Origin of the sequence: Flavimobilis rhizosphaerae (assembly GCF_014852685.1) — a bacterium.
Classification (GTDB): Bacteria; Actinomycetota; Actinomycetes; order Actinomycetales; family Cellulomonadaceae; genus Flavimobilis; species Flavimobilis rhizosphaerae.
Map to the genome: position 1 here is coordinate 180623 of NZ_JACZDF010000004.1, position 24863 is coordinate 205485.

Here is a 24863-nt window from a genome sequence, read left to right on the forward strand (position 1 = left end):
GACGACGGCTCGGCCCCTCGGGGGCGACCACACCATCTCGATGAGAGGCTCCGCGCACACTGTGCGCGGAGCCTCTCGCACTCCCGGCCGCCATCGGCCGCAGCGCGCTCCGGCAGCCTGCCCCTGCCGGCGCGCTTCGGCAGCGCACCCCGGCAGGGGCAGGGAAGGGGGCGCCCGCTCCGTCGGGAGCGGGCCACAACCGACGAGCTGGGCGATCCGGGGTCAGCGGCGCGGCGCGTCGACGTCGTCGACAGCGGAGACCGTTGCTGCGTCCGGAGCGGCGTCGGTGACCTTCCCCGAGCGTTCGGCGCGGAGCCGCGTGACCTCGTCGAGCGCGCCCCGTTCGAGGTGCGCGACGGCGGCGGGGTCCGGGACGGGAGCGCCGGGTGCGTAGCGTGCGCGCTCGACCGCACGTGCCAGCTCGACGAGCCCGCCGTCGTCGCGGCCGACCCTGTCGGCGAACGCTCGCGTCGTCTCGCTCGTCCCCGGGACGAGCCCAGCGCGCCGCGCCGCACCGAGGGTGACGCGCCAAGCCGCCTCGACGTCGCGGCGCGCCTCGGCGCGCCGCCGCACCCACAGGCCGGTGATGCCGAGCGCAACGAGGATGAGTGTCCCGACGCCCCCGACGAGCCACGGTGCGGCACCGTCGGACGTCGCGCTCGTGGGCGCGGATGCGGTGGCCGTGGCGTTCGGCCGGTCGCTGGGGCCGGTCGGCGTCGCACCGGGCGTCGCCGTTGCGACGGTCGGTTCCTCGGTCGGACCTGCGGTCTCGTCGGGCTCGGGAGCGGTGTAGGTGGGGGCGAGACCCGACTGGGTTCCGGGAGTCGGCTCGAACCTCACCCAACCGAGCCCGGAGAAGTAGATCTCGGGCCACGCGTGCGCGTCCCGGCCCCGCACCACGTACCGGCCGCCCTCGGAGCGTCCGGGGAGGTAGCCGACCGCGAGCCGGGCAGGCATGCCGAGCGAGCGTGCCATCGCGGTCATCGCGGTCGCGAACTGGACGCAGTACCCGCGTCCGTCCTCGAGGAAGTCGAGGACTGCGTCGCTGCTCGTCCCGTCCGGAACCTCGAGCGTGTAGCGGAACTGGGGGCCGTTGCGCAGGTGGTCCTGGAGCGCGACAGCGCGGTCGTAGTCGGTCGGGGCCTCGGCGACGATGTCGGATGCGATCGCGGCGGTCTCGCCGGCGCCCGGTGTGTCGGGGAGATCGAACGACGACTCGACGGCCAGGGCGTCGCTCTCGGGGATCTCGTCGCCCCGACGAGGTACCGACGCCGCCCGCAGTACGTCGGCGGAGAGGTCGCGCGGGTGGAAGGTCAGAGCGGCCTCGTCGCCCGAGGAGAGGTCCGGGCTCGTCGTCACGACGTCCCGCATCCCGTCGTACGCGCTCGTCGCACCTGCCCGGGAGACGGTGCGCGGGTCGAGCGGCACGGGAAGGGCTCCGCCGCGCATCTCCTCGGTGCGCAGGTCGATCGTCACGGGAGAGCGGAGCGCGCCCGTGAACGTTCCTGGCCACAGCACGGAGCCTTCGGTGACCGCGGTCGCGCGTGAGCGCTGCGGCGACCACGTGCGCCCGTCGAAGTCGTAGAGCGTGCCGGTGCGGAGGGGGCCGCGCTCCGCGGGCGACGTGATCGTGTAGCTGAACGCCTTGCGCTGCGACCGTTCGCCGAGGCTGCGGGCGAGGTCGAGGTTCTCGCCGACCTGCCCGACGCCCGTGCGGACGTCGGGAGCCTCGACGGTGCCCCAGCCGGGGACGTGGGGGAGCGCCGCGCTGAGCGCGAGCGTCCCGACGACCGTGACGGCGGTGAGCGAGCCCCAGCGGACGGCCCGCGGGCCGTACGTGCGCAGGGCGCGCTCGCGGTCCTGAGCCCACCGGTTCCCGCGCGGTGCGGGGTAGCGGCGGACGATCGCGTGAGGGTCGTCGACGGCGAGGAGACCGAGGAGCGCGAGGCCGGCGACGATGACGGGCCCGGCCGACATGTCCTGCACGATGAGCAGCGGCGGGAGCCAGAGGAGCCCGACGGCGACGCCGGCGAGCGCGGGCACGCGGACCGCGATGACGACGTCGGCGAGCGCGAGGACGCCGAGCGCCCCGAGGACGACGAGGAGCACGATCGGCTCGAAGGGGTCGGCCGGTGCGGCGTACGCGGCGAGGAGGTCGGTGATCGTGCGGAGGAGGTCGAGCACGTTGCGGGCGTCGGACGGGCCGACGGCAGGGTCGAACGGGGTCGCGGTCGTTGCAGTCGCGGTCGCTGTCCCGAAGCGGCCGAGGACGAGCCACGTGCTCACGGCCGCACCGAGGAACGTCGGGGCGAGGGCGGCGAGCGTCCCGACGTCGGGGCCGCGCCATGCGCGCAGCGAGAGCCGCGCGAGCACGACGACGGCGCTGACGAGAAGGACGAGGCTCACGACCTCGGCGCGCCACGCGCCGGCGGTGATGACGGCGGAGAGGCCGAGTGCGGAGGCGCTCACGGCGGTCGCGAGGAGCGCACCCGACGCGATGATGCGGCCGGGGGAGGGCAGGTACTCTGCCGAGCCGTTCACGCGCGGACCCCCAGGAGCTGCTGCCACGCGTCGTCGAGGTTGTCGTCGGCGAGCACGACGGTGCGCCACCCGTGGTCGCACAGACGGCTCGCGACGGGGTTCGGGCCACCGGCCCGGGTGACGACGACGGCGGTGCGGGTCGCGGAGGTCGCGGCCTCGTCGCCGTACGCGGCGAGCTCGATCTCGGCGGCCTCGGTGTCACCGCCGAGGACGACGACGATCTGCTCGGCGCCGCGACGTCCGCCGACGACCTCGGTGAGGCGGGCGGCGCGGGCGGCGGTGCGCGCGGCGCCGACGGGCATGGGGGTGAGGTCGATCGTCGGGTCGAGGATGCGGGCGCGGGCGGCGTCGTCGGTCGCGACGACCCGGGCGCCGGCGGAGGGGGAGGCGGGTCCCGCGTCGCCGACGGCGACGAGGCGCACCGCGTGCCCGGTCTCGACGAGGTGGGTCGCGAGGGTCGCGCCGACGGAGATGATGCGTTCGAGGACGATGTCGTGCGCCGTCCTGCGAGCTGCGGGGAGGTCGACGACGACGGTCGCGGGGGTGAGGCTCGCGCCCTCGTCGACGCGAACGTGGAGCTCTCGGTGGCGGGCGGCGCTCTTCCAGTGCACGCGGCGCAGGTCGTCGCCGGGCACGTAGCGTCGCAGCGACGCGTCCTCGTCGCTCGGCTCGTTCGCGCCGGCCTGCATGGGGGAGATGCCGGCCTGGGCGAGCGCGGAGCTGCCCGTCATCGGCAGGAGCCGGGGGCGGACGGCGACGGCGGTCGCCTCGCCGAGCGTCGACGTGGCGCGGCAGAGCCCGAGCGGGCCGACCCGGGTGACCTCGAGGGGGCCGAGCGGCCAGCGGCCGCGGACGGTGGGGTGGAGCACGTAGTCGAGGTGGACGTCCTCGTAGCGGGCGCGGACGAGCGCACGGAGGGGGGTGCCGGACCTCAGCGCGGGCGGGACCTCCTCGGCGAGGCCGAAGCCGTGGAGGAGGTCGGAGGACCACGCGGTGAGGTGGCGCGGAGCGACGCGTGTCGTCACGGTGACCTCGTCGCCGACGTGGGCGGGGGCCGGCCGCAGGCTGCGGGTGACGGTGAACCGCCCGGACGGGTGGAGGACGACGAGGACGATCGTCGTCACGGCGACCGGGATGCACATGAGCAGCCCGAGGAGGAGGACCGGGGTGAGCGCGGCGACGAACCCGGCCAGGACGAGGACGACCCCGGCGAGCAGCAGCCCGGTCCCACGGTGGGTGAGGCGGGCGGTGCGGGTGACGGGGCGTGCCGTCATCGGCGGGCGGGTGTGGGGACGGGGACGCGTGCGAGGACGCCGTCGACGATGTCGGTCGCGTTGCGGCCCGAGGCCCGGGCGGACGGGTTGACGACGAGCCGGTGGGCGAGGACGGGGGCGGCGAGCCGCTGGACGTCGTCGGGCGTCACGTACTCGCGGCCGCTGAGGGCGGCGACGGCGCGTGCGACACGGAGCAGCTGGACCGAGGCGCGGGGAGACGCCCCGAGCCGGACGTCGGGGTCCTCGCGGGTCGCGCGGACGAGGTCGATCGCGTAGCGCTTGACGGCCTCGGCGGCGAACACGCGGTGGACGACGTCGATGAAGCGCCCGAGCGTCGCGACGTCGGTGACGGGTTCGATCTCGTCGAGCGGGTCGGTGGTCTCGCGGCGCTCGAGCATCTCGAGCTCGGCGTCGGCCGACGGGTACCCGACGGAGATGCACGCGGTGAAGCGGTCGCGCTGCGCCTCCGGGAGGGGGTACGTGCCCTCCATCTCGACGGGGTTCTGCGTCGCGACGACGAGGAAGGGCCGGGGGAGCTCGTGGGTCGTGCCGTCGACGGTCGCCTGACGTTCCTCCATGCACTGGAGGAGCGCGGACTGGGTCTTGGGGGAGGCTCGGTTGATCTCGTCGCCGATGACGACGTTCGCGAAGATCGGTCCGGGGCGGAACTCGAACGTGCCGTCGTGGGTGCGGTAGATCGTCATGCCGGTGAGGTCGCCGGGCAGGAGGTCGGGCGTGAACTGCACGCGGCCGACGGTGCCCCTGATGGTCCGGGCGAGAGCGCGGGCGAGCGTGGTCTTCCCGACGCCGGGGACGTCCTCGACGAGGAGGTGTCCCTCGGCGAGGAGCACGGCGATCGTCGTCATGACGACCTGGGGCTTGCCCGAGAGCACGTGCGCGAGCCGCTCGCGGATCTCGTCGCAGGTGCTGGTGATCTCGTCGAGCTCGACGGGCGTCGGCGGTGTCGTCCTCACGTGTCCTCCTCGGTCGTGAGTCGCAGCGTAGACGACGGGAGTGGTCCGGATCACCTCCGTCCTAGGCGCGGCACGGGCGGGTCGTCGGGTCGTGCCGGTGTGGGAGGTGCGCGCTGACCACGTCCCCCCACTTCCCTCCACGGTGGGGCGGGCCTCAGCTGCTCCGCGGGGTGGGGTGGGGCCGATACGCGGGATCCTGCGGATCTTGCCGTCCTGGAATGGGGGTGCGGGAGTGCGGTGTCGTGGGGCGCGTGAGGTGTTTTCCCATTCTTCACTCCACTCCCCTCCACCATGTCTGACCTGCGCATACACCCGTGCTGCGGGTGATTGGGGTGCCCGTAGGCCTTGTCGGTGGAGGGAAGTGGAGTACAGTGGGGCAACCGGGGACGTAGGGGAGGTGTATCCGGATGGCAGAGACGATCACGGGGGCACCGAGCCTGCTGCTCGGCACGTACACGCCGCGCCTCGACGACAAGGGCCGGCTGCTCCTTCCCGCGAAGTTCCGCGGGCAGCTTGCCTCCGGCCTCGTCATGACCCGCGGCCAGGAACGCTGCCTCTACCTCCTGCCCATGGAAGAGTTCCGGCGCATGTACGAGCAGATCCGTCTCGCCCCCGTGACGAGCAAGCAGTCGCGCGACTACCTCCGCGTCCTCCTCTCGGGAGCGAGCGACGAGATCCCCGACAAGCAGGGACGCATCTCGATCCCCGCACCGCTGCGCGAGTACGCAAGCCTCGACCGCGACCTCGCCGTCATCGGCATGGGCACGCGCGTCGAGATCTGGGACGGCCCGACCTGGGAGGCGTACCTCGCCGAGCAGGAGTCCGGCTACGCCGACACCGCGGAGGAGGTGCTGCCCCCGTTCCCGTTCTGACCCGAGGGTCCACGTCCGTACGACGAGGCCTCCTCCCGCCCCATCTGGCGCACTTCCCCGGCGCCAGCGGGGTCGCGGTGGGAGACCTGGTCGGGCGGAAGCCCAGAGCCCTCCCGACCTGCCACCTCCGCACCACCCAGCACGACCGGTCCAGACCGCACCATCGCCCCGAGAGGAGACGCCGCATGACGCACGAGCCCGAGCGGGAGACGTCCGACCGCCACCGCCCCGTCCTCCTCCAGCGGTGCGTCGACCTCCTCGCCCCCGCGCTCGCGGCGCCCGGCTCGGTCCTCGTCGACTGCACGCTCGGCATGGGTGGGCACACCGAGGCCGTCCTCGAGCAGGTTCCGACGGCGCGCGTCGTCGGCATCGACCGGGACCCGCAAGCGATCGCGCTCGCGAGCGAGAGGCTCGCCCGCTTCGGCGACCGCTTCACGGCGGTCCACGCGGTGTACGACGAGATCGGCGACGTCGTCGCGAACCTCGGGCTCGACGGCGTCCAGGGCGTCCTCATGGACCTCGGCGTGTCCTCGCTCCAGCTCGACGAGGTCGACCGCGGGTTCGCGTACGCCCACGACGCCCCGCTCGACATGCGCATGGACCCGACGACGGGCCAGACCGCCGCCGACGTCCTCAACACCTACGACGAGCGTGAGCTCGCCCGGATCCTGCGCGAGTACGGCGAGGAGCGCTTCGCCGGCAAGATCGCGCGCTCGATCGTCCGGATCCGTGAGGAGCGACCCTGGTCGACGAGCGCGGAGCTCGTCGACCTCGTGCGCGCGTGCATCCCGGCGGCGACCCGCAGGACGGGCGGACACCCGGCCAAACGCACGTTCCAGGCCTTGCGCATCGAGGTCAACGGCGAGCTCGAGGTGCTCGACCGCGCCGTCCCCGCCGCGGTCGAGGCACTGGCCGTCGAGGGCCGGATCGTCGTCGAGAGCTATCACTCGCTCGAGGACCGTCTCGTCAAGCGCGTCCTCCAGCGCGGTGCGACGTCCTCGGCGCCTCCCGGGCTCCCGGTCGAGCCCGAGACGCACAAGCCCTACCTCGAGCTCCTCACCCGCGGGGCCGAGGAGGCCGACGGAGCCGAGCTCGACGACAACCCCCGGGCCCAGTCCGTCCGGCTGCGCGCCGCGCGCCGCACCCGCCCGACCCCTGACCACCTGCGTCCGAACCGAGAGGCCACGCGATGAGCGCACAGCACGCCCCCGCCGCGTACGCGCCGCGTCCCGTCGCGCCCGCGGCACCGCGGACGCAGCCCGCCGCGGCGAGCCGCATCCGTCTCGTGACGACGCCCGCCGTCTCGCGGTCGCGCGTCCCGTTCATCCTCCTGTGCATCGCGATCCTCGCGACCGCGCTCGCGGGCGTGCTCCTCCTCAACACGACGATGGCCCACGGTTCGTACGAGCAGCGCAGCCTCCAGCGTGAGATCTCCCAGCTCGCGCAGGTCGAGCAGGCGCTCCTCACGCAGATCGACGCGGCCTCCTCGCCGCACGCGCTCGCCGAGCACGCGTCACGGATGGGCATGGTGCAGGACTCGACTCCTGCGTTCGTGCGGCTCGAGGACGGCAAGGTCATCGGCGACGTCACCCCGGCGCAGGCGAAGAACTGAGGTCTGGCATGAGCGACGACCGGCGTTCCGACCGCGGCGCTCCGCGTTCGACGACGAGGCAGCCCTCGGGCGAACGTCCCGTCCGTGGCCGGGAGCCGCGCACCCCTGAGCGGCGCGCACCTGAGCCGCGCGCCGCGACGTCGTCGCGGACGCCTCGCACCGCTGCGACGGGCGGCCAGCGTTCCGCCGGCGGTCGCGCCCCCTCCCGGACGACCCAGCCGCAGGCGACCGCACGGTCGTCGTCGCGGCAGGCCCCGGCACGTGCCGGCTCCGCGTCGCGTGGGGCCTCCGCGAACCGCGCTGGCTCCGCGAACCGCGCGGGCTCCGCGAACCGTGCCGGCAGCCCCCTGGGCGCGGCCCGGCGTCCCGCCCGCACGGCTGCGGCGCGTTCCGGGGGCGTGCTGCCACGGGCGTCGGCCCGTCAGCCCGCCGCACAGACGCGCGCCGACGGTCGCCCCGTCGACCGCAGCACCGTCGGCCGTCGTCCCGTCGACCGCGGCGCGGCCGACCGCCACGTGCGTTCCCTGGACTCCGTGACGCGCACGCTCGTCATGCCTGCGTGGTTCGCGGCACGCACCGGGTCGCCGCACGCCCGTCAGCGTGCGCTCCTCATCGGGGTCCTCACGATCCTCGGGGTCTTCGCCGGGCGTCTCGTCTACGTCCAGGCCGTCGAGGGGCCGGACCTCGCCGCCGAGGCGCTTCGGGGCCGGCTCGTCTCGGGTGAGCTCGTTCCGCAGCGCGGTGACATCCTCGACGCCGACGGCAAGGTCATGGCCATGTCTGTGACCCGGTACGACATCCTCGTCGACCAGACTCTCGTGCCGGACTGGAAGCGCTACGAGGACGGTCGTCTCCTCGGCCAGGGCGCCGAGGCGCTCGCCGAGGTCCTCGCACCGATCCTCGACCGGCCCGTCGCGGAGCTCGCGGCCGACCTCGTCGGTGACCGCCGCGGCAAGTACATCGCGCGCGGCGTGCTCCCCGAGACGTGGAACGCGATCAAGGCGCTGCGTATCGCGTTCGTCAGCGCGGAGGAGACGTCCGAGCGCAAGTACCCGAATGGCAACGTCGCGGGCAACATCCTGGGCTTCGTCAACTCCGAGGGCGTCGGCTCCGCTGGGGTCGAGCAGTCGCAGGAGGCGCAGCTGCGCGGCACCAACGGCTCCTACCTCCTCGAGCAGGACCCGCGCGGTGCGCTCATCCCGACGGGCGAGAAGGAGCGCGTCGAGGCGGTCGACGGCCGTGACGTCGAGCTCACGGTGAAGTCCGACCTGCAGTGGAAGGCGCAGGACGCGATCGAGACGGCGGCACGCGCGTATGGCGCGACGTACGGCAACATCGTCGTGTCCGACACGCGGACGGGGCAGATCCTCGCGCTCGCCGAGACGAGCACGGTCGACCCGGCGGACCTCGCGAGCAGCGACCCCTCGAACTGGGGCTCCCGGGCCATCTCCAACGTCTTCGAGCCCGGCTCGACCGCGAAGGTCATCACGATGGCCGCGGCTCTCGAGACGGGGGCGTGGACACCGACGTCGAAGTTCACGGTGCCCGACACGTACGTGACGGACAACGGGCAGACGATCCGGGACTCGCACGCGCACGCGCCCCAGCAGCTCACCCTTGCGGGCGTCTTCGCGGAGTCGTCGAACACGGGCACCGTGATGATCGGCGAGAAGATCCCGATGCAGGTGCGCTACGACTACCTCTCGAAGTTCGGCTTCGGCCAGAAGACGGGGATCGGCCTGCCGGGCGAGTCTGCCGGCATCCTCCATCCGGTCGAGAAGTGGGACGGACGCACGCGCTGGAACGTGCTCTTCGGCCAGGGCGTCGCCGTGACGGCGATCCAGAGCAACGAGGTGTTCGCGACGATCGCCAACGGCGGGGTCCGCAACACTCCGCGCATCATCAAGGGCTACCGGTCCGAGGACGGCACGTATGAGGCCGTCAAGCCGGCCGAGACGACGCAGGTCGTCTCCGAGGAGACCGCCGACACCGTGCTCCAGATGATGGAGACGGTCGTGTCCGACGGCACGGGCAAGAAGGCTGCCGTCCCGGGGTACCGGATCGCCGGGAAGACCGGTACGGCCCAGGCCCCGAACCCGCTCACGGGCACGTACGACCACTTCGTTGCGTCGTTCAACGGCATCGCACCCGCCGACGACCCGCGGATCGCGGTCTCGGTGTCGCTCTACTCCGACAAGCTTCTCTACGGTGGTGAGGCCGCGGCGCCCGTCTTCGCGGATGTCACGGCGTTCGCGCTGCAGCACCTCGGGATCGAGCCGAGCGGCTCGAAGGCGACGAAGATCCCGACCGAGTGGTGAGCCTGCACGAACCTCTCACGTGCCCCACGGCCCAGGACCAGCGGACGGGCCCCAGGGGACCGGTAGGTTCTCACCCGTGAACGACCCACGCACGCTGCCCTCCCTTCTCACCGAGGTCACCGTCGGACGGCTCGCCGAGCTTCTCGACCTCGAGCTCCGCGGCGACCCGGGCGCCGTCGTCTCGTCGGTCGTCCTCGACGATCGGCGCGCTGTCCCCGGGGACCTCTTCGCGGCGCTCCCGGGCGCTCGCGCCCATGGTGCGCGGTTCGCGCCCGCGGCCGTCGGGCGCGGCGCCCGCGCCGTCCTCACGGACGCCACGGGGGCTGCCGAGCTGGTGGACGCCGGTGTCCCGCTGCTCGTCGCCGCGAACCCGCGCGGCGTCCTCGGCCGTCTCGCGGCGCTCGTGCACGACGAGCCCGCGACGCGCATGACGACGTTCGGCGTCACGGGGACGAACGGCAAGACGACGACGACCTTCCTGCTCGAGCGACTTCTCGGCGAGCTCGGACGGCGGCCCGGTCTCGTCGGGACGGTCGTCGCACGGTATGCGGGCCGCGACGTGCCGAGCCGTCTGACGACCCCGGAGGCCCCCGAGCTTCAGGGCTGGATCGCCGCGATGGCGGAGGCGGGGGTCGACGCGCTCGCGATGGAGGTCTCGTCGCACGCGCTCGCGCTGCACCGGGTCGACGGCGTCGTCTACGACGTCGTCGGCTTCACGAACCTCAGCCAGGACCATCTCGACTTCCACGGCACTCTCGAGGAGTACTTCGACGTCAAGGCGTCGCTCTTCACGCCGGGGCGGGCACGGCGCGGGGTCGTCGTCGTCGACGATGACGCGGGCCGGCGTCTTGCCAAGCGTTCGGAGGTTCCCGTGACGACGGTGACGACGCGCGGCACGGACGCCGACTGGCACGTCGCCGACCATGTCGCGGGCGTCGGGGGCTCACGGTTCACGCTCGTCGGTCCCGCCGGGGAGCGGCTCGACGCCCGCGTGACGATGCCGGGCGACTTCAACGTCGCGAACGCGGCGCTGGCGATCGTCATGGTCGTCGCGTCCGGTGTGAGCGTCACGGACATCGCCGGGGCGCTCGCGCGGGACGGGCTCGACGCGACAGTGCCCGGACGCATGGAGGTGCTCGCGACGGCCCCGCGCGTCGTCGTCGACTTCGCGCACAACGCGGATGCGCTCGGGCTCGCGCTCGCGACGCTCCGCCCGACGACGCCCGGCCGGCTCGTCGTCGTCTTCGGGGCGACGGGGGAGCGTGACACGGGCAAGCGCCCGGTCATGGGCGCGGTCGCCGCGCGTGGCGCGGACATCGTCGTCGTCACGGACGACGACCCGCACGGCGAGGACCCTGCGCCGATCCGCGCGGCGGTGCTCGCGGGAGCGCACGAGGCCGTCCTGGCGCGCGTTCCCGACGCTCGGCCTGCGATACTGGAGGTCGCGCCCCGGGCGGAGGCTGTGCGCCGGGCGGTCCTCGAGGCCGCCCCGGAGGACACGGTGCTCGTCGCGGGGCGCGGGCACGAGACCGTACAGGACGTCGGCGGTGTCGATATCGCTCTCGACGACCGGGTCGAGGCCCGAGCGGCGCTCGCCGCGCGAGCCGACTGACGGCCGCACACGACTGACTGGCATGCACGCGCGCTCGGCGCGGACGAACGGGAGAACGGTAAGCACATGATCGAGCTCGGCATCGACGAGATCGCCGACGCGACGGCGGGGCGCGTCCTCGGGGACGCAGCGGCCCGTGTCACGGGACCCGTCGTCATCGACTCCCGGCTCGTCGTCCCTGGCGCGCTGTTCGTCGCGCTCCCCGGTGAGCACGTCGATGGGCACGACTTCGTCGCGGCGGCCGTCGCGGCAGGCGCCGCGGCCGTCCTCGTCGCGCACGAGGTCGACGCTCCGGCAGCGGTCGTCGTCGACGACGTCCAGGCGGCGCTCGGCGCCCTCGCCCATGAGGTTCTCGCGCGGCTGCGGGCTTCAGGGCCGCTCGAGGTCGTCGGCATCACGGGCTCGGTCGGCAAGACGACGACGAAGGACCTCGTCGGCCAGCTGCTCGCGGCCGAGGCCCCGACCGTCGTGCCGCAGGGGTCGTTCAACAACGAGATCGGCCTGCCGCTCACGGTCCTCGAGGCCGATGCCTCGACGCGCTACCTCGTCCTCGAGATGGGGGCGAGCGGTATCGGCCACCTCACCTACCTCACGGGCATCGCGGCGCCGGATGTCGCGGTCGTGCTCGTCGTCGGCTCGGCGCACCTCGGCGAGTTTGGCGGGGTCGAGGCGATCGCTCAGGCGAAGGCCGAACTCGTCGCGGGCGTGCGCGCGGGGGGCACCGCGATCCTCAACGGTGACGACCTGCGGGTCGCGGCGATGGCCGCTGCGGCCCACGGGCCTGTCGTCACGTTCGGCACGGTGACGGGCGTCGACGTGCGGGCGCAGGACGTGCGCATCGACCGCGCCGGCCGTGCGACGTTCACGCTCGTCGCGGGGGAGATGACGGCCGAGGTCGTGCTGCGCCTCGTCGGCGAGCACCACGTGACGAACGCGCTCGCCGCGGCCACGGTCGCGCTCCGGCTCGGCCTCGCGCCCGAGGTCGTCGCCGAGCGGCTCTCCGCCGCGCGGGCCGTGAGCCCGCACCGCATGCAGGTGACCGAGCGCCCCGACGGCGTGACGATCATCGACGACTCGTACAACGCCAACCCGGACTCGATGCGTGCCGCGCTGCGGGCCCTGGCCGTCGTCGCGGGACGCGACCGTCGCTCGATCGCGGTGCTCGGCGAGATGCTCGAGCTCGGTGAGGACTCCCGCGAGCGGCACGACGAGGTCGGGCGGTTGGCGGTCCGGCTCAACGTGCGTCTCACCGTCGTCGTCGGCGACGGGGCGTGGGCGATCCGTGAGGGCGCGATGATGGAGGGGTCGTGGGGCGACGAGGTCGTCCACGTCGCCGACGTCGACGCCGCACGGGCCGTCCTCGCGGACGAGGTGCGCGCCGGGGACGTCGTCCTCGTCAAGGCATCCCATGGCACGGGCCTGTGGCGGCTCGGTGACGAGCTCGCAGCGACGGAGGTGGACGCGTGATCGCGCTCCTCGTCGCGGGCGGGACGTCGCTCGTCGTCGCGCTTCTCGCGACCCCGCTCTTCATCCGCTTCCTCGAGAAGCGTCAGTACGGCCAGTTCATCCGCCAGGACGGCCCGACCTCCCACCTCACAAAGCGTGGCACGCCGACGATGGGCGGCGTCGTCATCATCGGCGCGACGCTCCTCGCGGTCGGTGCGGGAAGCCTCGTCGCGGGCAGGCTGCCGAGCGTCTCGGCGCTGCTCGTGCTGTTCCTCATGACGGGCCTCGGTCTCGTCGGCTTCGCGGACGACTTCACGAAGATCTCGCGGCAGCGGAGCCTCGGTCTCTCGCCCGCCGGAAAGATCGTCGGTCAGGGCCTCGTCGGGATCACGTTCGCGGTGCTCGCGCTGCAGTTCCCGGACGAGGGTTTCCGCACGCCCGCCTCGACGAAGATCTCGTTCATCCGTGACACGGGCATCGACCTCGCGTTCGCGGGGGTCACCGTGGGCCTCGTGCTCTTCGTCCTCTGGGCGAACTTCCTCATCACGGCGTGGTCGAACGCCGTCAACCTCACCGACGGCCTCGACGGGCTCGCGACCGGCGTCTCGCTCGCGGTGTTCGGGGCGTACACGTTCGTCGGGATCTGGCAGTGGAACCAGCGCTGCTCGGCGGCGGCGTCGGCAGGCCCCGCGTGCTACGACGTGCGCGACCCGTGGGACCTCGCGATCGTTGCGGCCGCGATCACGGGCGCGTGCTTCGGCTTCCTCTGGTGGAACGCGTCGCCTGCGAAGATCTTCATGGGCGACACGGGCTCGCTCGCGCTCGGCGGGGCGCTCGCCGGCCTCTCGATCCTCTCGCGCACCGAGGTGCTCGCCGCGATCATCGGCGGCCTCTTCGTCCTCATCGTGCTCTCCGACGTCATCCAGATCGGCGGGTTCAAGCTCACGGGCAAGCGCGTGTTCAAGATGGCGCCGCTCCACCACCACTTCGAGCTTTCGGGCTGGGGCGAGGTGACGATCGTCATCCGCTTCTGGATCATCGCGATGATCTTCGCGGCCGTGGGCCTCGGCATCTTCTACGCGGAGTGGGTGGCGGGAGCATGACCGCGGTACCCGAGGCCGTCGAGCCCGCGGTGCCGCTCGCGTCGGCGCACGTCGTCGTCGCCGGGCTCGGCGTCACGGGACGCGCGGTCGTCACGGCTCTCGCGGGTCGCACGGCGCGCGTGACGACGGTCGACGCCGCGGCGCCCGACGCGGACGTCGCCGACGGCCGCCTCGTCGACCTCACGGACGTCGACCTCGTCGTGACGTCGCCCGGCTGGCGCCCCGACCACCCGCTGCTCGCAGGCGCGCTCGCCGCGGGCATTCCCGTCTGGAGCGAGGTCGAGCTCGCGTGGCGGCTGCGCGTGGACCGCGCGGGCGGGCGCGGACCCGCGCCGTGGCTCGGCGTCACCGGCACGAACGGCAAGACGACGACCGTCGGCATGCTCACGTCGATCCTGGCGGCGGCGGGTGAGCGGGTCGCGGAGGTCGGCAACGTCGGCACCCCGGTCGTCGAGGCTGCGCTCGACCCGGCCGTCGACGTCCTCGCGGTCGAGCTCTCGAGCTTCCAGCTGCGCTTCACGCGCACGACGTCGCTCGAGGCCGCCGCGGTCCTCAACGTGGCCCCCGACCACCTCGACTGGCACGGCTCGCTCGAGCGGTACGCGGCCGACAAGGGCCGCATCTTCACGCACGCGCAGCGTGCGTGCGTCTACAACGTCGCCGACCCCGTGACCCGGGGGCTCGTCGAGGACGCAGACGTCGTCGAGGGCTGCCGCGCCGTCGGGTTCTCGCTCGGCGCCCCGGGGCGCGCGGAGCTCGGCGTCGTCGACGACCTGCTCGTCGACCGCGCGTTCCACACCGCAGCGGATGACCCGTCGCGGCACGAGGGCGCCGACGAGCTCGCGACGCTCGGCGACCTCGCCCATCTCGGGGGAGACGCGGGCGTTCCGCCGCACGTGGTCGCGAACGCACTCGCGGCAGCAGCGCTCGCCCGCGCCCACGGCGTGTCGGCGGACGACGTCCGCGCGGGCCTGCGCGCCTTCACCGGAGGCCACCATCGGATCGAGACCGTCGCGACCGCGCAGGTCACGGGCGGGACGGTCCGTTTCGTCGACGACTCTAAGGCGACGAACGGCCACGCTGCGTCCGCGTCGCTTGCCGCGTTCGACGCGGGAACCGTCGTCTGGGTCGTCGGCGGTCTCGCCAAGGGCGCGACGTTCGACGACCTCGTCGTGCGACGCGCCGATCGCGTGCGTGCCGCCGTCGTCATCGGGACCGACGCGACCGAGATCCTCGGCGCGCTCGCGCGACACGCGCCCCAGATCCCCGTCGTCCGCATCGATCCGGCCGACACTGGGACGGTGATGACGCGCGCGGTCGAGGCTGCGGCGGCGCTCGCCCACCCGGGTGACACCGTGCTCCTCGCACCGGCGAGCGCATCGATGGACCAGTTCCGCAGCTACGCGCAGCGCGGCGACGAGTTCGCCGCAGCCGCACGTGCGGTCGCGGGAAGGACCATGGAGGACGACTGAGGGGGAGCGGCATGACGGCGAACGAGACGGTGGGGCGCAGCGACGCTCCGCCGACCCGACGCAGGTCCCTCCTCGGGTCCTGGGACACCCCGGTGACGAGCTACTACCTCATCCTCGGGCTGACGGTGCTCCTCGTCGTCTTCGGGCTCGCGATGGTGCTCTCCGCCTCGTCCGTCCGGTCGATCGCGCGGGAGGGCAACGCGTACTCGATCTTCCTCGGACAGGCCGTCTACGCCGTTCTCGGTGTCGTCGCCCTCGGGGTGACCGCGAGTCTGCGACCGGTAGTGTACCGCAAGCTCGCGTGGTTCGTCCTCGTCGCGTCGCTCGGGCTGCAGGCCCTCATCTTCGTGCCGTCGTTGTCCGTGTCCGCACTCGGCAACACCAACTGGATCAAGATTCCCGGCACGTCGTTCACGATCCAGCCCTCCGAGATCGTCAAGCTTGCGCTCGCGCTGTGGCTCGCGGCGGTGCTCGCACGCAAGGGTGAGCTGCTGCGCCACTGGGGGCACGTCGTCGTGCCGGCGGTGCCGGTCGCGGCCGTCGCGATTCTTCTCGTGCTCTCGGGGCACGACCTCGGGACGGCGCTCATCCTCATGCTCATCGTCGCGGGTGCGCTGTGGGTCGCGGGGGTCCCGGTGCGGATGTTCGCGCTCGGCGGCACCGCCATGGCCGCAGGCGTCACCGCGATGATCGTCTTCCAGAACAACAAGAACCGCCTCGGTCGCATCGACGCGTGGCTCGGCCGTGACTGCGGCGTGGGCGACGCGTGCTACCAGACGAAGCACGGCCTGTGGGCGCTCGGCACGGGCGGGTGGACCGGCGTCGGGCTCGGCGCGGGCCGGGAGAAGTGGCACTACCTGCCCGAGGCCCACAACGACTTCATCTTCGCGGTCGTCGGCGAGGAGCTGGGCCTGCAGGGCACGATCCTCATGCTCCTGCTCTTCGGAGCGCTCGCCTGGGCGATGTCACGCATCGTCGTGCGCCACCCCGACCCGTTCGTGAAGATCGCGACGGGGGCGATCATGTGCTGGATCATCGGCCAGGCCCTCGTCAACATCGGCGTCGTCATCGGTGCACTGCCCGTCATCGGCATCCCGTTGCCGCTCGTGTCCGCGGGAGGCTCGGCGCTCATCATGACGATGGCTGCGATGGGTGTCGTCCTCTCGTTCGCGCGTGACGAGCCCGGCGCGCGCGAGGCCTTCGCGGCGCGCACGAGCGTCGTCCGCCGTTCGCTCGCCGTCGTCGGCGGATCCGTCCGTCGTTCCCGGAAGGGGAGATCCTCCCGTGCCTGAGTCCGTCCTGCTCGCCGGCGGCGGCACCGCCGGCCACGTCAACCCGCTGCTCGCGGTCGCCGACGAGCTGCGGGCGCGGGATGCGTCGACCCGCATCACCGTGCTCGGCACCGCCGAGGGCCTCGAGGCAGATCTGGTGCCCGCACGCGGGCACACGCTCGTCCACGTGCCGCGCGTCCCGCTGCCGCGGCGACCGTCGGCCGAGATGTTCTCGGTGCCGTCGAGGTTGCGTGCGGCCGTGCGTGCCGCGGAGGACGCGATCGTCGAGGCTGAGGCGAGCGTCGTCGTCGGGTTCGGCGGCTACGTCTCGACGCCCGCGTACCTCGCGGCACGGCGCCGTGGGGTGCCCGTCGTCGTCCACGAGCAGAACGCGCGCCCGGGCCTCGCCAACAGGCTCGGCGCGCGCCGGGCCGCGGCCGTCGCGGTGACCTTCCCGGGCACCCCGCTGCGTGGCGCGCGCCTCACGGGGCTGCCGCTGCGCCGCGAGATCGCGACGCTCGCGCTCGCCCGACGCGTCGACGCGCTCGCGGCGCGCCGCGAGGCAGCCGAGCAGCTCGGGCTCGACCCGGACCGCACGATCCTCGTCGTCACGGGGGGCTCCCTCGGCGCGCAGAGCCTCAACACCGCGATGGCCGGTGCGGCCGCGGCGCTCGCGGACCTCGGCCCAGGACGGCCGCAGGTCCTCCACCTCACGGGTCGCGGCAAGGACGCCGAGGTGCGCGCAGCGGTCGGTGCGGCGGGCCTCGACGGCGACTACGTCGTCGCGGAGTACCTCCTCGAGATGGAGCGCGCGCTCGCGGTCGCCGACCTCGTCCTGTGCCGTGCCGGGGCAGGCACGGTCGCCGAGCTCACGGCGCTCGGCCTTCCCGCGGCGTACGTGCCGCTGCCCATCGGCAACGGTGAGCAGCGGCTCAACGCGCAGCCTGCGGTCGACGCGGGGGGTGGCCTCCTCGTCGAGGACCGGCTGCTCTCGCCCGCGTGGGTGGCGTCGACGCTCCTGCCGCTGCTCGGGGACCGTGCTCGGCGCGAGGAGATGGCTGCGGCCGCGACGCGTGTCGGCCGTCCCGAGGCGACGGCCGCGGTCGTCGACCTCGTCCTCGCTGCGGCCGGAGGTGCACGATGACTGCCGCAGGCACGCTCGCCGACCTCGGCCGCACGCACCTCGTCGGCATCGGGGGCGCGGGCGTCTCGGTCGTCGCGCGGCTCCTCGCTGCCCGCGGGGTCCCGGTCCAGGGCTCCGACGCGCACGCGTCCGACGTCGTCGACGCGCTGCGCGCCGAGGGGCTCACCGTCTGGGTGGGTCACGACGCCGCCCACGTCGCCGATGCGGACACCCTCGTCGTCTCGACGGCGGTGCGCGAGACCAACCCCGAGCTCGCGGCCGCGCGTGCGCGCGGGCTGCGCGTCCTCCACCGATCCGAGGCGCTCGCGCTGCTCATGGACGGGACGCGCGCCGTCGCGGTCGCGGGTGCGCACGGCAAGACGACGACGTCCGCGATGATCGCGGTCGTCCTGGCCGAGGCGGGGCGCGACCCGTCGTTCGCGATCGGTGGCTCGGTGCGCACCCCTGCGGGAGCGGTGCCGGGCGGGCACCTTGGCGCGGGGGACGTGCTCGTCGCGGAGGCCGACGAGTCCGACGGCTCGTTCCTCAACTACCGGCCCGAGATCGCGGTCGTCACGAACGTCGAGCCCGACCATCTCGACCATTACGGCAGCGCCTCGGCGTTCGAGGCTGCTTTCGTCGAGTTCGCGGGCCGCGTGAGACCGGGCGGTCTGCTCGTCGCGTGCGCCGACGACGCGGGTGCCGCGGCGCTCGTCGGTGCGCACCGGGCCGCAGGCGGTGCTGCGCTCACGTACGGCGGGCCCGGTGCCGACGTCGTGGTCCGCGACCACGTCGCAGAGGGCGACGGCGGGCGCTTCACGCTCGACGTGCCGGCCGCGACGGGCCTCGTGCCGGCCGACCGCACGCTCGACGTCGTCCTCGAGGTCCCTGGCGTCCACAACGCGCTCGACGCGGCCGCGGCGCTCGTCGTGGCGCTGCGGCTCGGCGTCGACGCGGATGCGGCGGTCGCGGGCGTCGGGCAGTTCCTCGGCACGGGACGGCGCTTCGAGGAGCGGGGCACGGCCGGCGGCGTGCGTGTCGTCGACGACTACGCGCACCACCCCACGGAGGTTGCGGCGCTCCTGCGGGCGGCGCGGCCGGCTGCTGCGGGCGGCCGCGTGCTCGTGCTCTTCCAGCCCCACCTCTTCTCCCGGACGCGCACGTTTGCGCGCGAGTTCGCGGACGCGCTCGCGCTCGCGGACGAGGTCGTCGTCACGGACGTCTATGCGGCGCGCGAGGACGACGACCCGACGGTGACGGGCGCGACGATCACGGACCTCATGGCGGGGCGTGGGCGTCACGTCGCGGGCCGTGTCGAGGCGGCGCACGCGATCGCGGCGCTCGCCCGCCCAGGCGACCTGGTTCTCACCGTGGGTGCGGGCGACGTCACGCAGCTGGCGCCCGTCGTGCTCGAGAGCCTCGCGGTCCGTTCGTGAAGCCTCCCGCGCGTCCGCGTCCGACGCCGCCGCAGCGCCCCGGGGCGCCGCGGCCGGCGCGTCCGGACGCGCCGTCGCGGGCCACCGAGGACGTTCGCGAGGAACCGGCAGGACGCCGGGGTCGACCGGCCGCACCGCGCGTCTCGCCAGCTGCTCCGCGGGCGGCGGCTCCGCGTGGGAAAGCTCCGCGTGGGCGTGACGTGCCGGCTCCGGGCGCTTCGGGGGGTAGCGACGAGCGCGCTGCGGCGCGACGTGGCACCACGTCGCGCAGCGCGGCGGGGGTGGACCGCCACGTGGCGTCGTCACCGTCGATCCCGTCGGCCGCAGGGACCACGGCGAATCCGCGCACGGCGGGGCACGCGCGGACGTCGGGCGCGGCGACGGCCGGGGCCGGCGGCCGTCCGGCGGCGAGCGCGCTCGTCGTGCCGGGCACGGACGGCGTGCCGCTCGTCCCGGGCCAGCGGCGCCAGGTGGTCTCGACGGGGCTTGCAGCGCGGCTCGCCGAACGGGACGCGCAGCGTCGTCGTCGGTGGTGGGTGCGGGGTGCGTGGGTCGCGGCAGGGTTCGTCGTCCTGGGTGCGCTCGTCTGGGGCGTGTTCTTCTCGCCCCTCTTCGCGCTCGACGCGGACGAGGTCGTCATCTCGGGGGAGGGGACCGTCATCGAGCCGGGCGACGTCGTCGCGGTCGTCGACGGGGTCGTCGACGTGCCGCTCCCGCGGCTGGACACGGTGGCGCTGCGGGGACGGATCCTCGACGTGCCCGGGGTGCGGGACGCGCGTCTCACGCGCGACTGGCCGCGGGGCCTCACGGTCGAGCTCGTCTCGCGCGAGCCGGTCGCCGCGGTCCCGCAGGGCGGGGGAGTCGTCCTGCTCGACGACGAGGGTGTCCAGGTCGGGCGTGCGGACGCTGCTCCCGAGGGGCTTCCGACGATGACGTTCGACATCGCGGCCGAGGGTCGCCGGACCCTCGAGTCCGCGCTCATCCTCCTCAACGCGCTGCCCGAGGGACTCGCGGCCGAGATCGCGACGATCTCGGCGGAGAGCCCGGACGACGTGCGGATGACGCTCCGCGGGGGAGCGACGATCCTCTGGGGCGGTAAGTCGGACGCAGCGCTCAAGGTGCGGGTGGTCGAGGTCCTGCGTTCGGCGAAGAAGACGAAGAGCTCGAAGGTCTTCGACGTCTCGGCCCCGACGGCGCCGATCACGCGTTGACCTGGGGTCGTGCAGGTGCCCGGGGGTGGGACGTGACGGGCACGTCGGTCGACACGCGCGACACGCGACGTCGAGGTGCTTGGTCCTCGCGTCGGTGCGACCTACCTTCGACATAGCAGAACCTGACATAACTCTAACCCTCTACCTGAGGGTGAAGGTTGCGACCGACCGAGAGGCACCTCCCGTGGCAACACCGCAGAACTACCTGGCCGTCATCAAGGTGGTGGGCATCGGTGGCGGTGGCGTCAACGCCGTCAACCGCATGATCGAGGTCGAGCTCAAGGGCGTCGAGTTCATCGCGATCAACACTGACGCCCAGGCGCTCCTCATGTCGGACGCCGACGTCAAGCTCGACGTCGGCCGTGAGCTCACCCGTGGCCTCGGCGCGGGCGCCGACCCCGAGGTCGGCAAGAAGGCCGCCGAGGACCACGCGGAGGAGATCGAGGACGTCCTGCGCGGCGCGGACATGGTCTTCGTCACCGCAGGCGAGGGCGGCGGCACCGGCACGGGCGGCGCGCCCGTCGTCGCCCGCATCGCCCGCTCCCTCGGCGCGCTCACCGTCGGCGTCGTCACACGACCGTTCTCCTTCGAGGGCCGTCGGCGCGCTAACCAGGCCGAGGCCGGCATCGAGGCGCTGCGCAACGAGGTCGACACCCTCATCGTCATCCCCAACGACCGGCTGCTCTCGATGGCGGACCGCTCGGTCTCCGCGCTCAGCGCGTTCCACCAGGCCGACCAGGTGCTGCTCTCGGGCGTCCAGGGCATCACCGACCTCATCACGACTCCGGGCCTCATCAACCTCGACTTCGCCGACGTGAAGTCCGTCATGCAGGGCGCAGGCTCCGCGCTCATGGGCATCGGCTCCGCCCGCGGCGAGGACCGCGCCGTCCAGGCCGCCGAGCTCGCGATCTCCTCGCCGCTCCTCGAGGCCTCGATCGACGGCGCGCACGGCGTCCTCATCTCGATCCAGGGTGGCTCGGACCTCGGGCTCCAGGAGATCAACGAGGCCGCACGCCTCGTCCACGAGGCCGCCCACCCCGAGGCGAACATCATCTTCGGTACCGTCATCGACGACGCCCTCGGCGACGAGGTGCGCGTCACCGTCATCGCCGCGGGCTTCGACGGTGGCGCACCGCTGCCGCGCAAGGACGGCCGCGGGCTCGGCCAGGTCGAGCCCGCGGCCGGACGCCCGGCGGAGGCCCCGGCGGCTCCCGTGCGGCGCGAGCCGTCGGCGCAGACGGGCGCGCACTCGCAGGTGCGTCCGATCCTCCCGATCGAGGACGACGCCGAGCGCCCGTCGTGGCAGCGCGCCGTCCAGCCGCAGCCCGTCGAGCCGGTCGCGCCGCAGCCCGTCCGGCCCGCCTCGCCCTACGCGACGACCGGTCCCGGCGAGCAGGTGCCCGCGTTCCTCGGCGACGCCGACGGGCCGCAGGCCACAGGTCAGCTCGAGGTCCCGCGTGTCTTCGAGGAGGAGGCACCGAGGCGTCGTCACGACGACCTTGACATCCCCGACTTCCTCAAGTGACACGGTGAACGGATCGCCTCGCGGACCCCGGCTCACCGAGCTTGCGCTCGGTGCCGGGGTCCGCGGCGTCCTCACCGAGTCCGCGGGAGGTCTCTCGCCAGCCCCGTGGGCCGCGCCTGACGGCCCCGGCCTCGACCTCGGCCTCAACGTGGGCGACGACGCGGGGCGGGTACGCGCGAACCGCGCGCTCCTTGCCGAGGCGCTCGGCGTCCCGGTCGTCTACGCGACGCAGGTCCACGGCGCCGACGTCATCAACGTCGGCGACCCGGCCGCGGCGACCCTCGACTCCGTCGGCGAGGCCGACGGGCTCGTGACGGCCGTGCCGGGGCTCGCTCTCGCCGTCCTCGTCGCCGACTGCGTCCCGGTCCTCCTCGCGGACCCCGTCGCCCGTGTCGTCGGCGTCGCGCACGCAGGTCGGCGCGGCGTCGAGCTCGACGTCGTCGGCGAGGTGCTCGCTGCGATGCGGACGCTCGGTGCGTCCGGGGCGGACGTGCGCGCGGTCGTCGGGCCGAGCGCGTGCGGGCGCTGCTACGAGGTCCCCGTCGCGATGCGCGACGAGATCGCGGCACGCGTGCCCGGAGCCTCCTCGACGACGTCGTGGGGGACGGCGGCGCTCGACCTGCCCGGCGCCGTCGACGCGCGACTGCGCTCCCTTGGGGTCGGGCACGTCGCGCGGGACGCGCGCTGCACGATCGAGGATTCGTCGCTCTTCTCGCACCGGCGGGCGACCGCGGACGAGGGTCCCGGAACGACCGGCCGCCTCGCGGGCGTCGTCCACCTCGCCCCCGCGTCACGGTGACGATGCTCGAGCGGGTGCGGGCACCCGGGGCGTCGGGCGTGTCGTTGCAAGATCCCCCGGCCGCCGACGGTTAGCGTGGATCCACCCTCATGGGTGCACTGGACGACGACGGAGGAGCAAGGCGATGGCCGGAGCGCTGCGCAAGACGATGCTGTACCTGGGCCTCGCGGACGACCGCGGCGGCCAAGAGTACGCCGAGGAGTACCACGACGAGTACGTCGAGGACTACCAGGACTTCGAGCCCGAGGTGGAGACCGTGAGCGAGACGCACGCACAGGTGACGCCCATCAGCCGAGGGGTCCAGGCCGTCGCGCCGGCGCCCGAGCTGCGTCGCATCACGACGGTCCACCCGCGCTCGTACAACGACGCCCGGCAGATCGGCGAGGCGTTCCGCGCGGGCACGCCCGTCATCATCAACCTCTCCGACATGGACGACTCCGACGCCAAGCGTCTCGTCGACTTCTCGGCCGGGCTGATCTTCGGGCTCCGCGGCTCGATCGAGCGTGTGACGAACAAGGTCTTCCTCCTCTCTCCCGAGAACGTGGAGATCGCCGGCGAGGACCGCGGCGAGAACGCTCGCGCCGGCATCTTCAACCAGAGCTGAGCCGTCGCCTCCGTGGATCTCGTTCTGACGCTCCTCAGGCTCGTCCTCTGGCTCTACCTGCTCGTCCTCCTGGGGCGCGTCGTCATCGACTGGATCCAGGTCTTCGCGCGCGACTGGCGTCCTCGAGGCGCCGTCCTCGTCCTGTGCGAGCTCATCTTCACCCTCACGGACCCCCCGCTCAAGCTCCTGCGACGTTTCATCCCGCCGCTGCGCCTCGGTCGGGTCCAGATCGACCTGTCGTTCATCGTCCTGTTCCTCGCCTGCTCGCTCCTCATGAACGTGCTGGCCATGATTCAGTTCACGATGAGAGCAGCCTGACCGACGGGGTCGATGACGACCGACCCACTTTTTTCCGCTAGCGTGATCCTCGGCGTACCTGACGTCAGGTCCGTCAGGATCCGCAACGACTGCAACAGAGGTGACCCGATGGAACTGCTGACCACGGACGACATCCTGAACAAGAAGTTCACGGCGACAAAGTTCCGCGAGGGCTACGACATCGTCGAGGTCGACGACTTCCTCGACGAGGTGCTCAATACGCTCCGCGCGTACGAGGGCGAGAACGGTGACCTCAAGAGCAAGCTCGCCGCCGCAGAGCGCCGCGTGGCAGAGCTCACCCGCCAGAACGCTGCGCAGGCCGCGGCAGCAGCAGCCGCGCCGGCCGCCGCCCCCGAGCCGGCCCCTGCTCCGACGCCCGAGCCGGCACCGGCCCCAGCGCCCGCCGCTCCCGCCCGCCTCTCGGAGCCCGAGTCCGCCACGGGCATGCTCCAGCTCGCGCAGAAGCTCCACGACGACTACGTCCGCTCCGGTCAGGAGGAGGGCGACCGCATCGTCACCGAGGCGCGCACCGAGGGTGAGCGCATCGTCCGCGAGGCGCAGGAGACCTCCGCACGCACGCTCGGCCAGCTCGAGCAGGAGCGTGGTCTCCTCGAGCGCAAGATCGACGAGCTCCGCCAGTTCGAGCGTGACTACCGCATGCGTCTGCAGAGCTACCTCGAGAACCTCCTCGGCGACCTCAACAACCGTGGCGCGGTCATGCCGGGCGGCGACAAGGAGTCCGGCCGCTCCATCTGACGGCCCCCGTCCGTGAGCGGGCACACCTCTCGTGGTCGGGACGGACGCTGCAGCACCCCGTGCGCAGTTGTCCGTCCCGATCACGACGTCTATCCTCAGCATTTCCGCCGTGAAGAGAGGCTCGCCGATGTCGATCCAGGATGCCACGCCCGCCCCCACCTTCGCCGAGCGCTTCCCGCGGCTCGCGAAGGACGTCAAGCAGCTCCAGGTGCGCGAGGGCGAGGAGCCGTGGACGACCAAGGAGGTCAAGGCTCTCGCCCTCGGCCTCATCGCTGAGTCGGAGCGCCTCGAGATCGAGCTCGAGGCCGCCGACGCCGACCTCGCGGAGCTGCTCCGCAACTCGGGCGAGGGAGCCGGGGACGACCAGGCGGACTCGGGCTCGAGCGCGCTCGAGCGGGAGCAGGAACTCACCTTCGTCAACAACACCCGGGATCTGCTCGAGCAGAACCGCAGCGCGCTCGCGCGCATCGCGGACGGCACGTACGGTACGTGCGAGGTGTGCGGCGGTCCGATCGGCAAGGCGCGCCTCGAGGCGTTCCCGCGCGCCGCGATGTGCGTCCGCTGCAAGCAGCTCGCCGAGCGGCGCTGACCGGCGG

The 24863-nt window shown here is 73.2% G+C and carries 21 protein-coding genes; 18 read left to right on the forward strand and 3 right to left on the reverse strand.

All coding sequences use genetic code 11. From position 1 onward, the window contains the following. Positions 1-222 precede the first annotated feature (222 nt). Genes IGS67_RS09370 through IGS67_RS09380 form a run of 3 tightly spaced genes read right to left on the reverse strand, consistent with a single transcriptional unit; the run spans position 223 to position 4789 of the window. A complete protein-coding gene (locus IGS67_RS09370) occupies positions 223-2541 on the reverse strand; it encodes a transglutaminase TgpA family protein (RefSeq protein WP_192279963.1) in 2319 nt (772 codons plus the stop codon). Further along, positions 2538-3815 (reverse strand): DUF58 domain-containing protein, encoded by a 1278-nt coding sequence (locus IGS67_RS09375; protein ID WP_192279964.1) that lies wholly within the window; start codon positions 3813-3815, stop codon positions 2538-2540. The genes IGS67_RS09370 and IGS67_RS09375 overlap by 4 nt, the downstream gene beginning before the upstream one ends. Further along, positions 3812-4789 carry an AAA family ATPase gene (locus IGS67_RS09380; protein WP_328742250.1) on the reverse strand — a complete coding sequence of 326 codons (978 nt, stop codon included), beginning with the start codon at positions 4787-4789 and terminating at the stop codon, positions 3812-3814. The genes IGS67_RS09375 and IGS67_RS09380 overlap by 4 nt, the downstream gene beginning before the upstream one ends. 437 nt (positions 4790-5226) lie before the next feature. On the opposite strand from IGS67_RS09380, the gene mraZ reads away from it, so the two are divergent. From mraZ to IGS67_RS09470, 18 genes are all read left to right on the forward strand, one after another. Beyond that, complete coding sequence (gene mraZ / locus IGS67_RS09385; protein ID WP_102510523.1) at positions 5227-5661, forward strand: division/cell wall cluster transcriptional repressor MraZ; 435 nt, start codon at positions 5227-5229, stop codon at positions 5659-5661. Positions 5662-5846: 185 nt separating this feature from the next. Then, on the forward strand, positions 5847-6854 hold the full coding sequence (gene rsmH, locus IGS67_RS09390; RefSeq protein WP_192279965.1) for a 16S rRNA (cytosine(1402)-N(4))-methyltransferase RsmH: 1008 nt from the start codon (positions 5847-5849) through the stop codon (positions 6852-6854). Continuing rightward, a complete protein-coding gene (locus IGS67_RS09395; RefSeq protein WP_192279966.1) occupies positions 6851-7273 on the forward strand; it encodes a hypothetical protein in 423 nt (140 codons plus the stop codon). Before rsmH ends, IGS67_RS09395 begins: the two co-directional genes overlap by 4 nt. Positions 7274-7281: 8 nt before the next feature. Further along, entirely contained in the window at positions 7282-9591 is a 2310-nt protein-coding gene (locus IGS67_RS09400) for a peptidoglycan D,D-transpeptidase FtsI family protein (RefSeq protein WP_192279967.1), read from the forward strand. Positions 9592-9667: 76 nt separating this feature from the next. Next, positions 9668-11203: a UDP-N-acetylmuramoyl-L-alanyl-D-glutamate--2,6-diaminopimelate ligase gene (locus IGS67_RS09405; RefSeq protein ID WP_328742253.1), complete on the forward strand. Its 1536-nt coding sequence runs from the start codon at positions 9668-9670 to the stop codon at positions 11201-11203. Positions 11204-11269: 66 nt separating this feature from the next. Beyond that, positions 11270-12670: a UDP-N-acetylmuramoyl-tripeptide--D-alanyl-D-alanine ligase gene (locus IGS67_RS09410; protein ID WP_192279971.1), complete on the forward strand. Its 1401-nt coding sequence runs from the start codon at positions 11270-11272 to the stop codon at positions 12668-12670. Continuing rightward, complete coding sequence (gene mraY / locus IGS67_RS09415) at positions 12667-13752, forward strand: phospho-N-acetylmuramoyl-pentapeptide-transferase (RefSeq protein ID WP_192279973.1); 1086 nt, start codon at positions 12667-12669, stop codon at positions 13750-13752. The genes IGS67_RS09410 and mraY overlap by 4 nt, the downstream gene beginning before the upstream one ends. Continuing rightward, on the forward strand, positions 13749-15224 hold the full coding sequence (murD, locus tag IGS67_RS09420; protein WP_192279975.1) for a UDP-N-acetylmuramoyl-L-alanine--D-glutamate ligase: 1476 nt from the start codon (positions 13749-13751) through the stop codon (positions 15222-15224). Before mraY ends, murD begins: the two co-directional genes overlap by 4 nt. Positions 15225-15235: 11 nt before the next feature. After that, on the forward strand, positions 15236-16516 hold the full coding sequence (gene ftsW, locus IGS67_RS09425; protein ID WP_192279977.1) for a putative lipid II flippase FtsW: 1281 nt from the start codon (positions 15236-15238) through the stop codon (positions 16514-16516). Then, positions 16509-17639 (forward strand): undecaprenyldiphospho-muramoylpentapeptide beta-N-acetylglucosaminyltransferase, encoded by a 1131-nt coding sequence (gene murG, locus IGS67_RS09430; protein ID WP_328742256.1) that lies wholly within the window; start codon positions 16509-16511, stop codon positions 17637-17639. The genes ftsW and murG overlap by 8 nt, the downstream gene beginning before the upstream one ends. Continuing rightward, entirely contained in the window at positions 17636-19054 is a 1419-nt protein-coding gene (murC, locus tag IGS67_RS09435; protein ID WP_192279979.1) for a UDP-N-acetylmuramate--L-alanine ligase, read from the forward strand. Before murG ends, murC begins: the two co-directional genes overlap by 4 nt. A gap of 293 nt (positions 19055-19347) precedes the next feature. Continuing rightward, the gene (locus IGS67_RS14395) at positions 19348-20265 is read left to right on the forward strand and encodes a cell division protein FtsQ/DivIB (RefSeq protein WP_192279982.1); all 918 of its coding nucleotides are present in this window, start codon (positions 19348-19350) and stop codon (positions 20263-20265) included. Positions 20266-20449: 184 nt separating this feature from the next. Next, positions 20450-21790 carry a cell division protein FtsZ gene (gene ftsZ, locus IGS67_RS09445; protein ID WP_192279984.1) on the forward strand — a complete coding sequence of 447 codons (1341 nt, stop codon included), beginning with the start codon at positions 20450-20452 and terminating at the stop codon, positions 21788-21790. 4 nt (positions 21791-21794) lie between these two features. Continuing rightward, a complete protein-coding gene (pgeF, locus tag IGS67_RS09450; protein ID WP_192279986.1) occupies positions 21795-22589 on the forward strand; it encodes a peptidoglycan editing factor PgeF in 795 nt (264 codons plus the stop codon). 124 nt (positions 22590-22713) lie between these two features. Beyond that, complete coding sequence (locus IGS67_RS09455; protein ID WP_192279988.1) at positions 22714-23193, forward strand: cell division protein SepF; 480 nt, start codon at positions 22714-22716, stop codon at positions 23191-23193. Between the two features lie 12 nt (positions 23194-23205). Beyond that, positions 23206-23511 carry a YggT family protein gene (locus IGS67_RS09460; protein ID WP_192279990.1) on the forward strand — a complete coding sequence of 102 codons (306 nt, stop codon included), beginning with the start codon at positions 23206-23208 and terminating at the stop codon, positions 23509-23511. Positions 23512-23619: 108 nt separating this feature from the next. Continuing rightward, entirely contained in the window at positions 23620-24267 is a 648-nt protein-coding gene (locus IGS67_RS09465) for a DivIVA domain-containing protein (RefSeq protein WP_192279993.1), read from the forward strand. Positions 24268-24394: 127 nt separating this feature from the next. Further along, entirely contained in the window at positions 24395-24856 is a 462-nt protein-coding gene (locus IGS67_RS09470; protein WP_192279994.1) for a TraR/DksA family transcriptional regulator, read from the forward strand. The last annotated feature ends 7 nt before the right edge of the window (positions 24857-24863 follow it).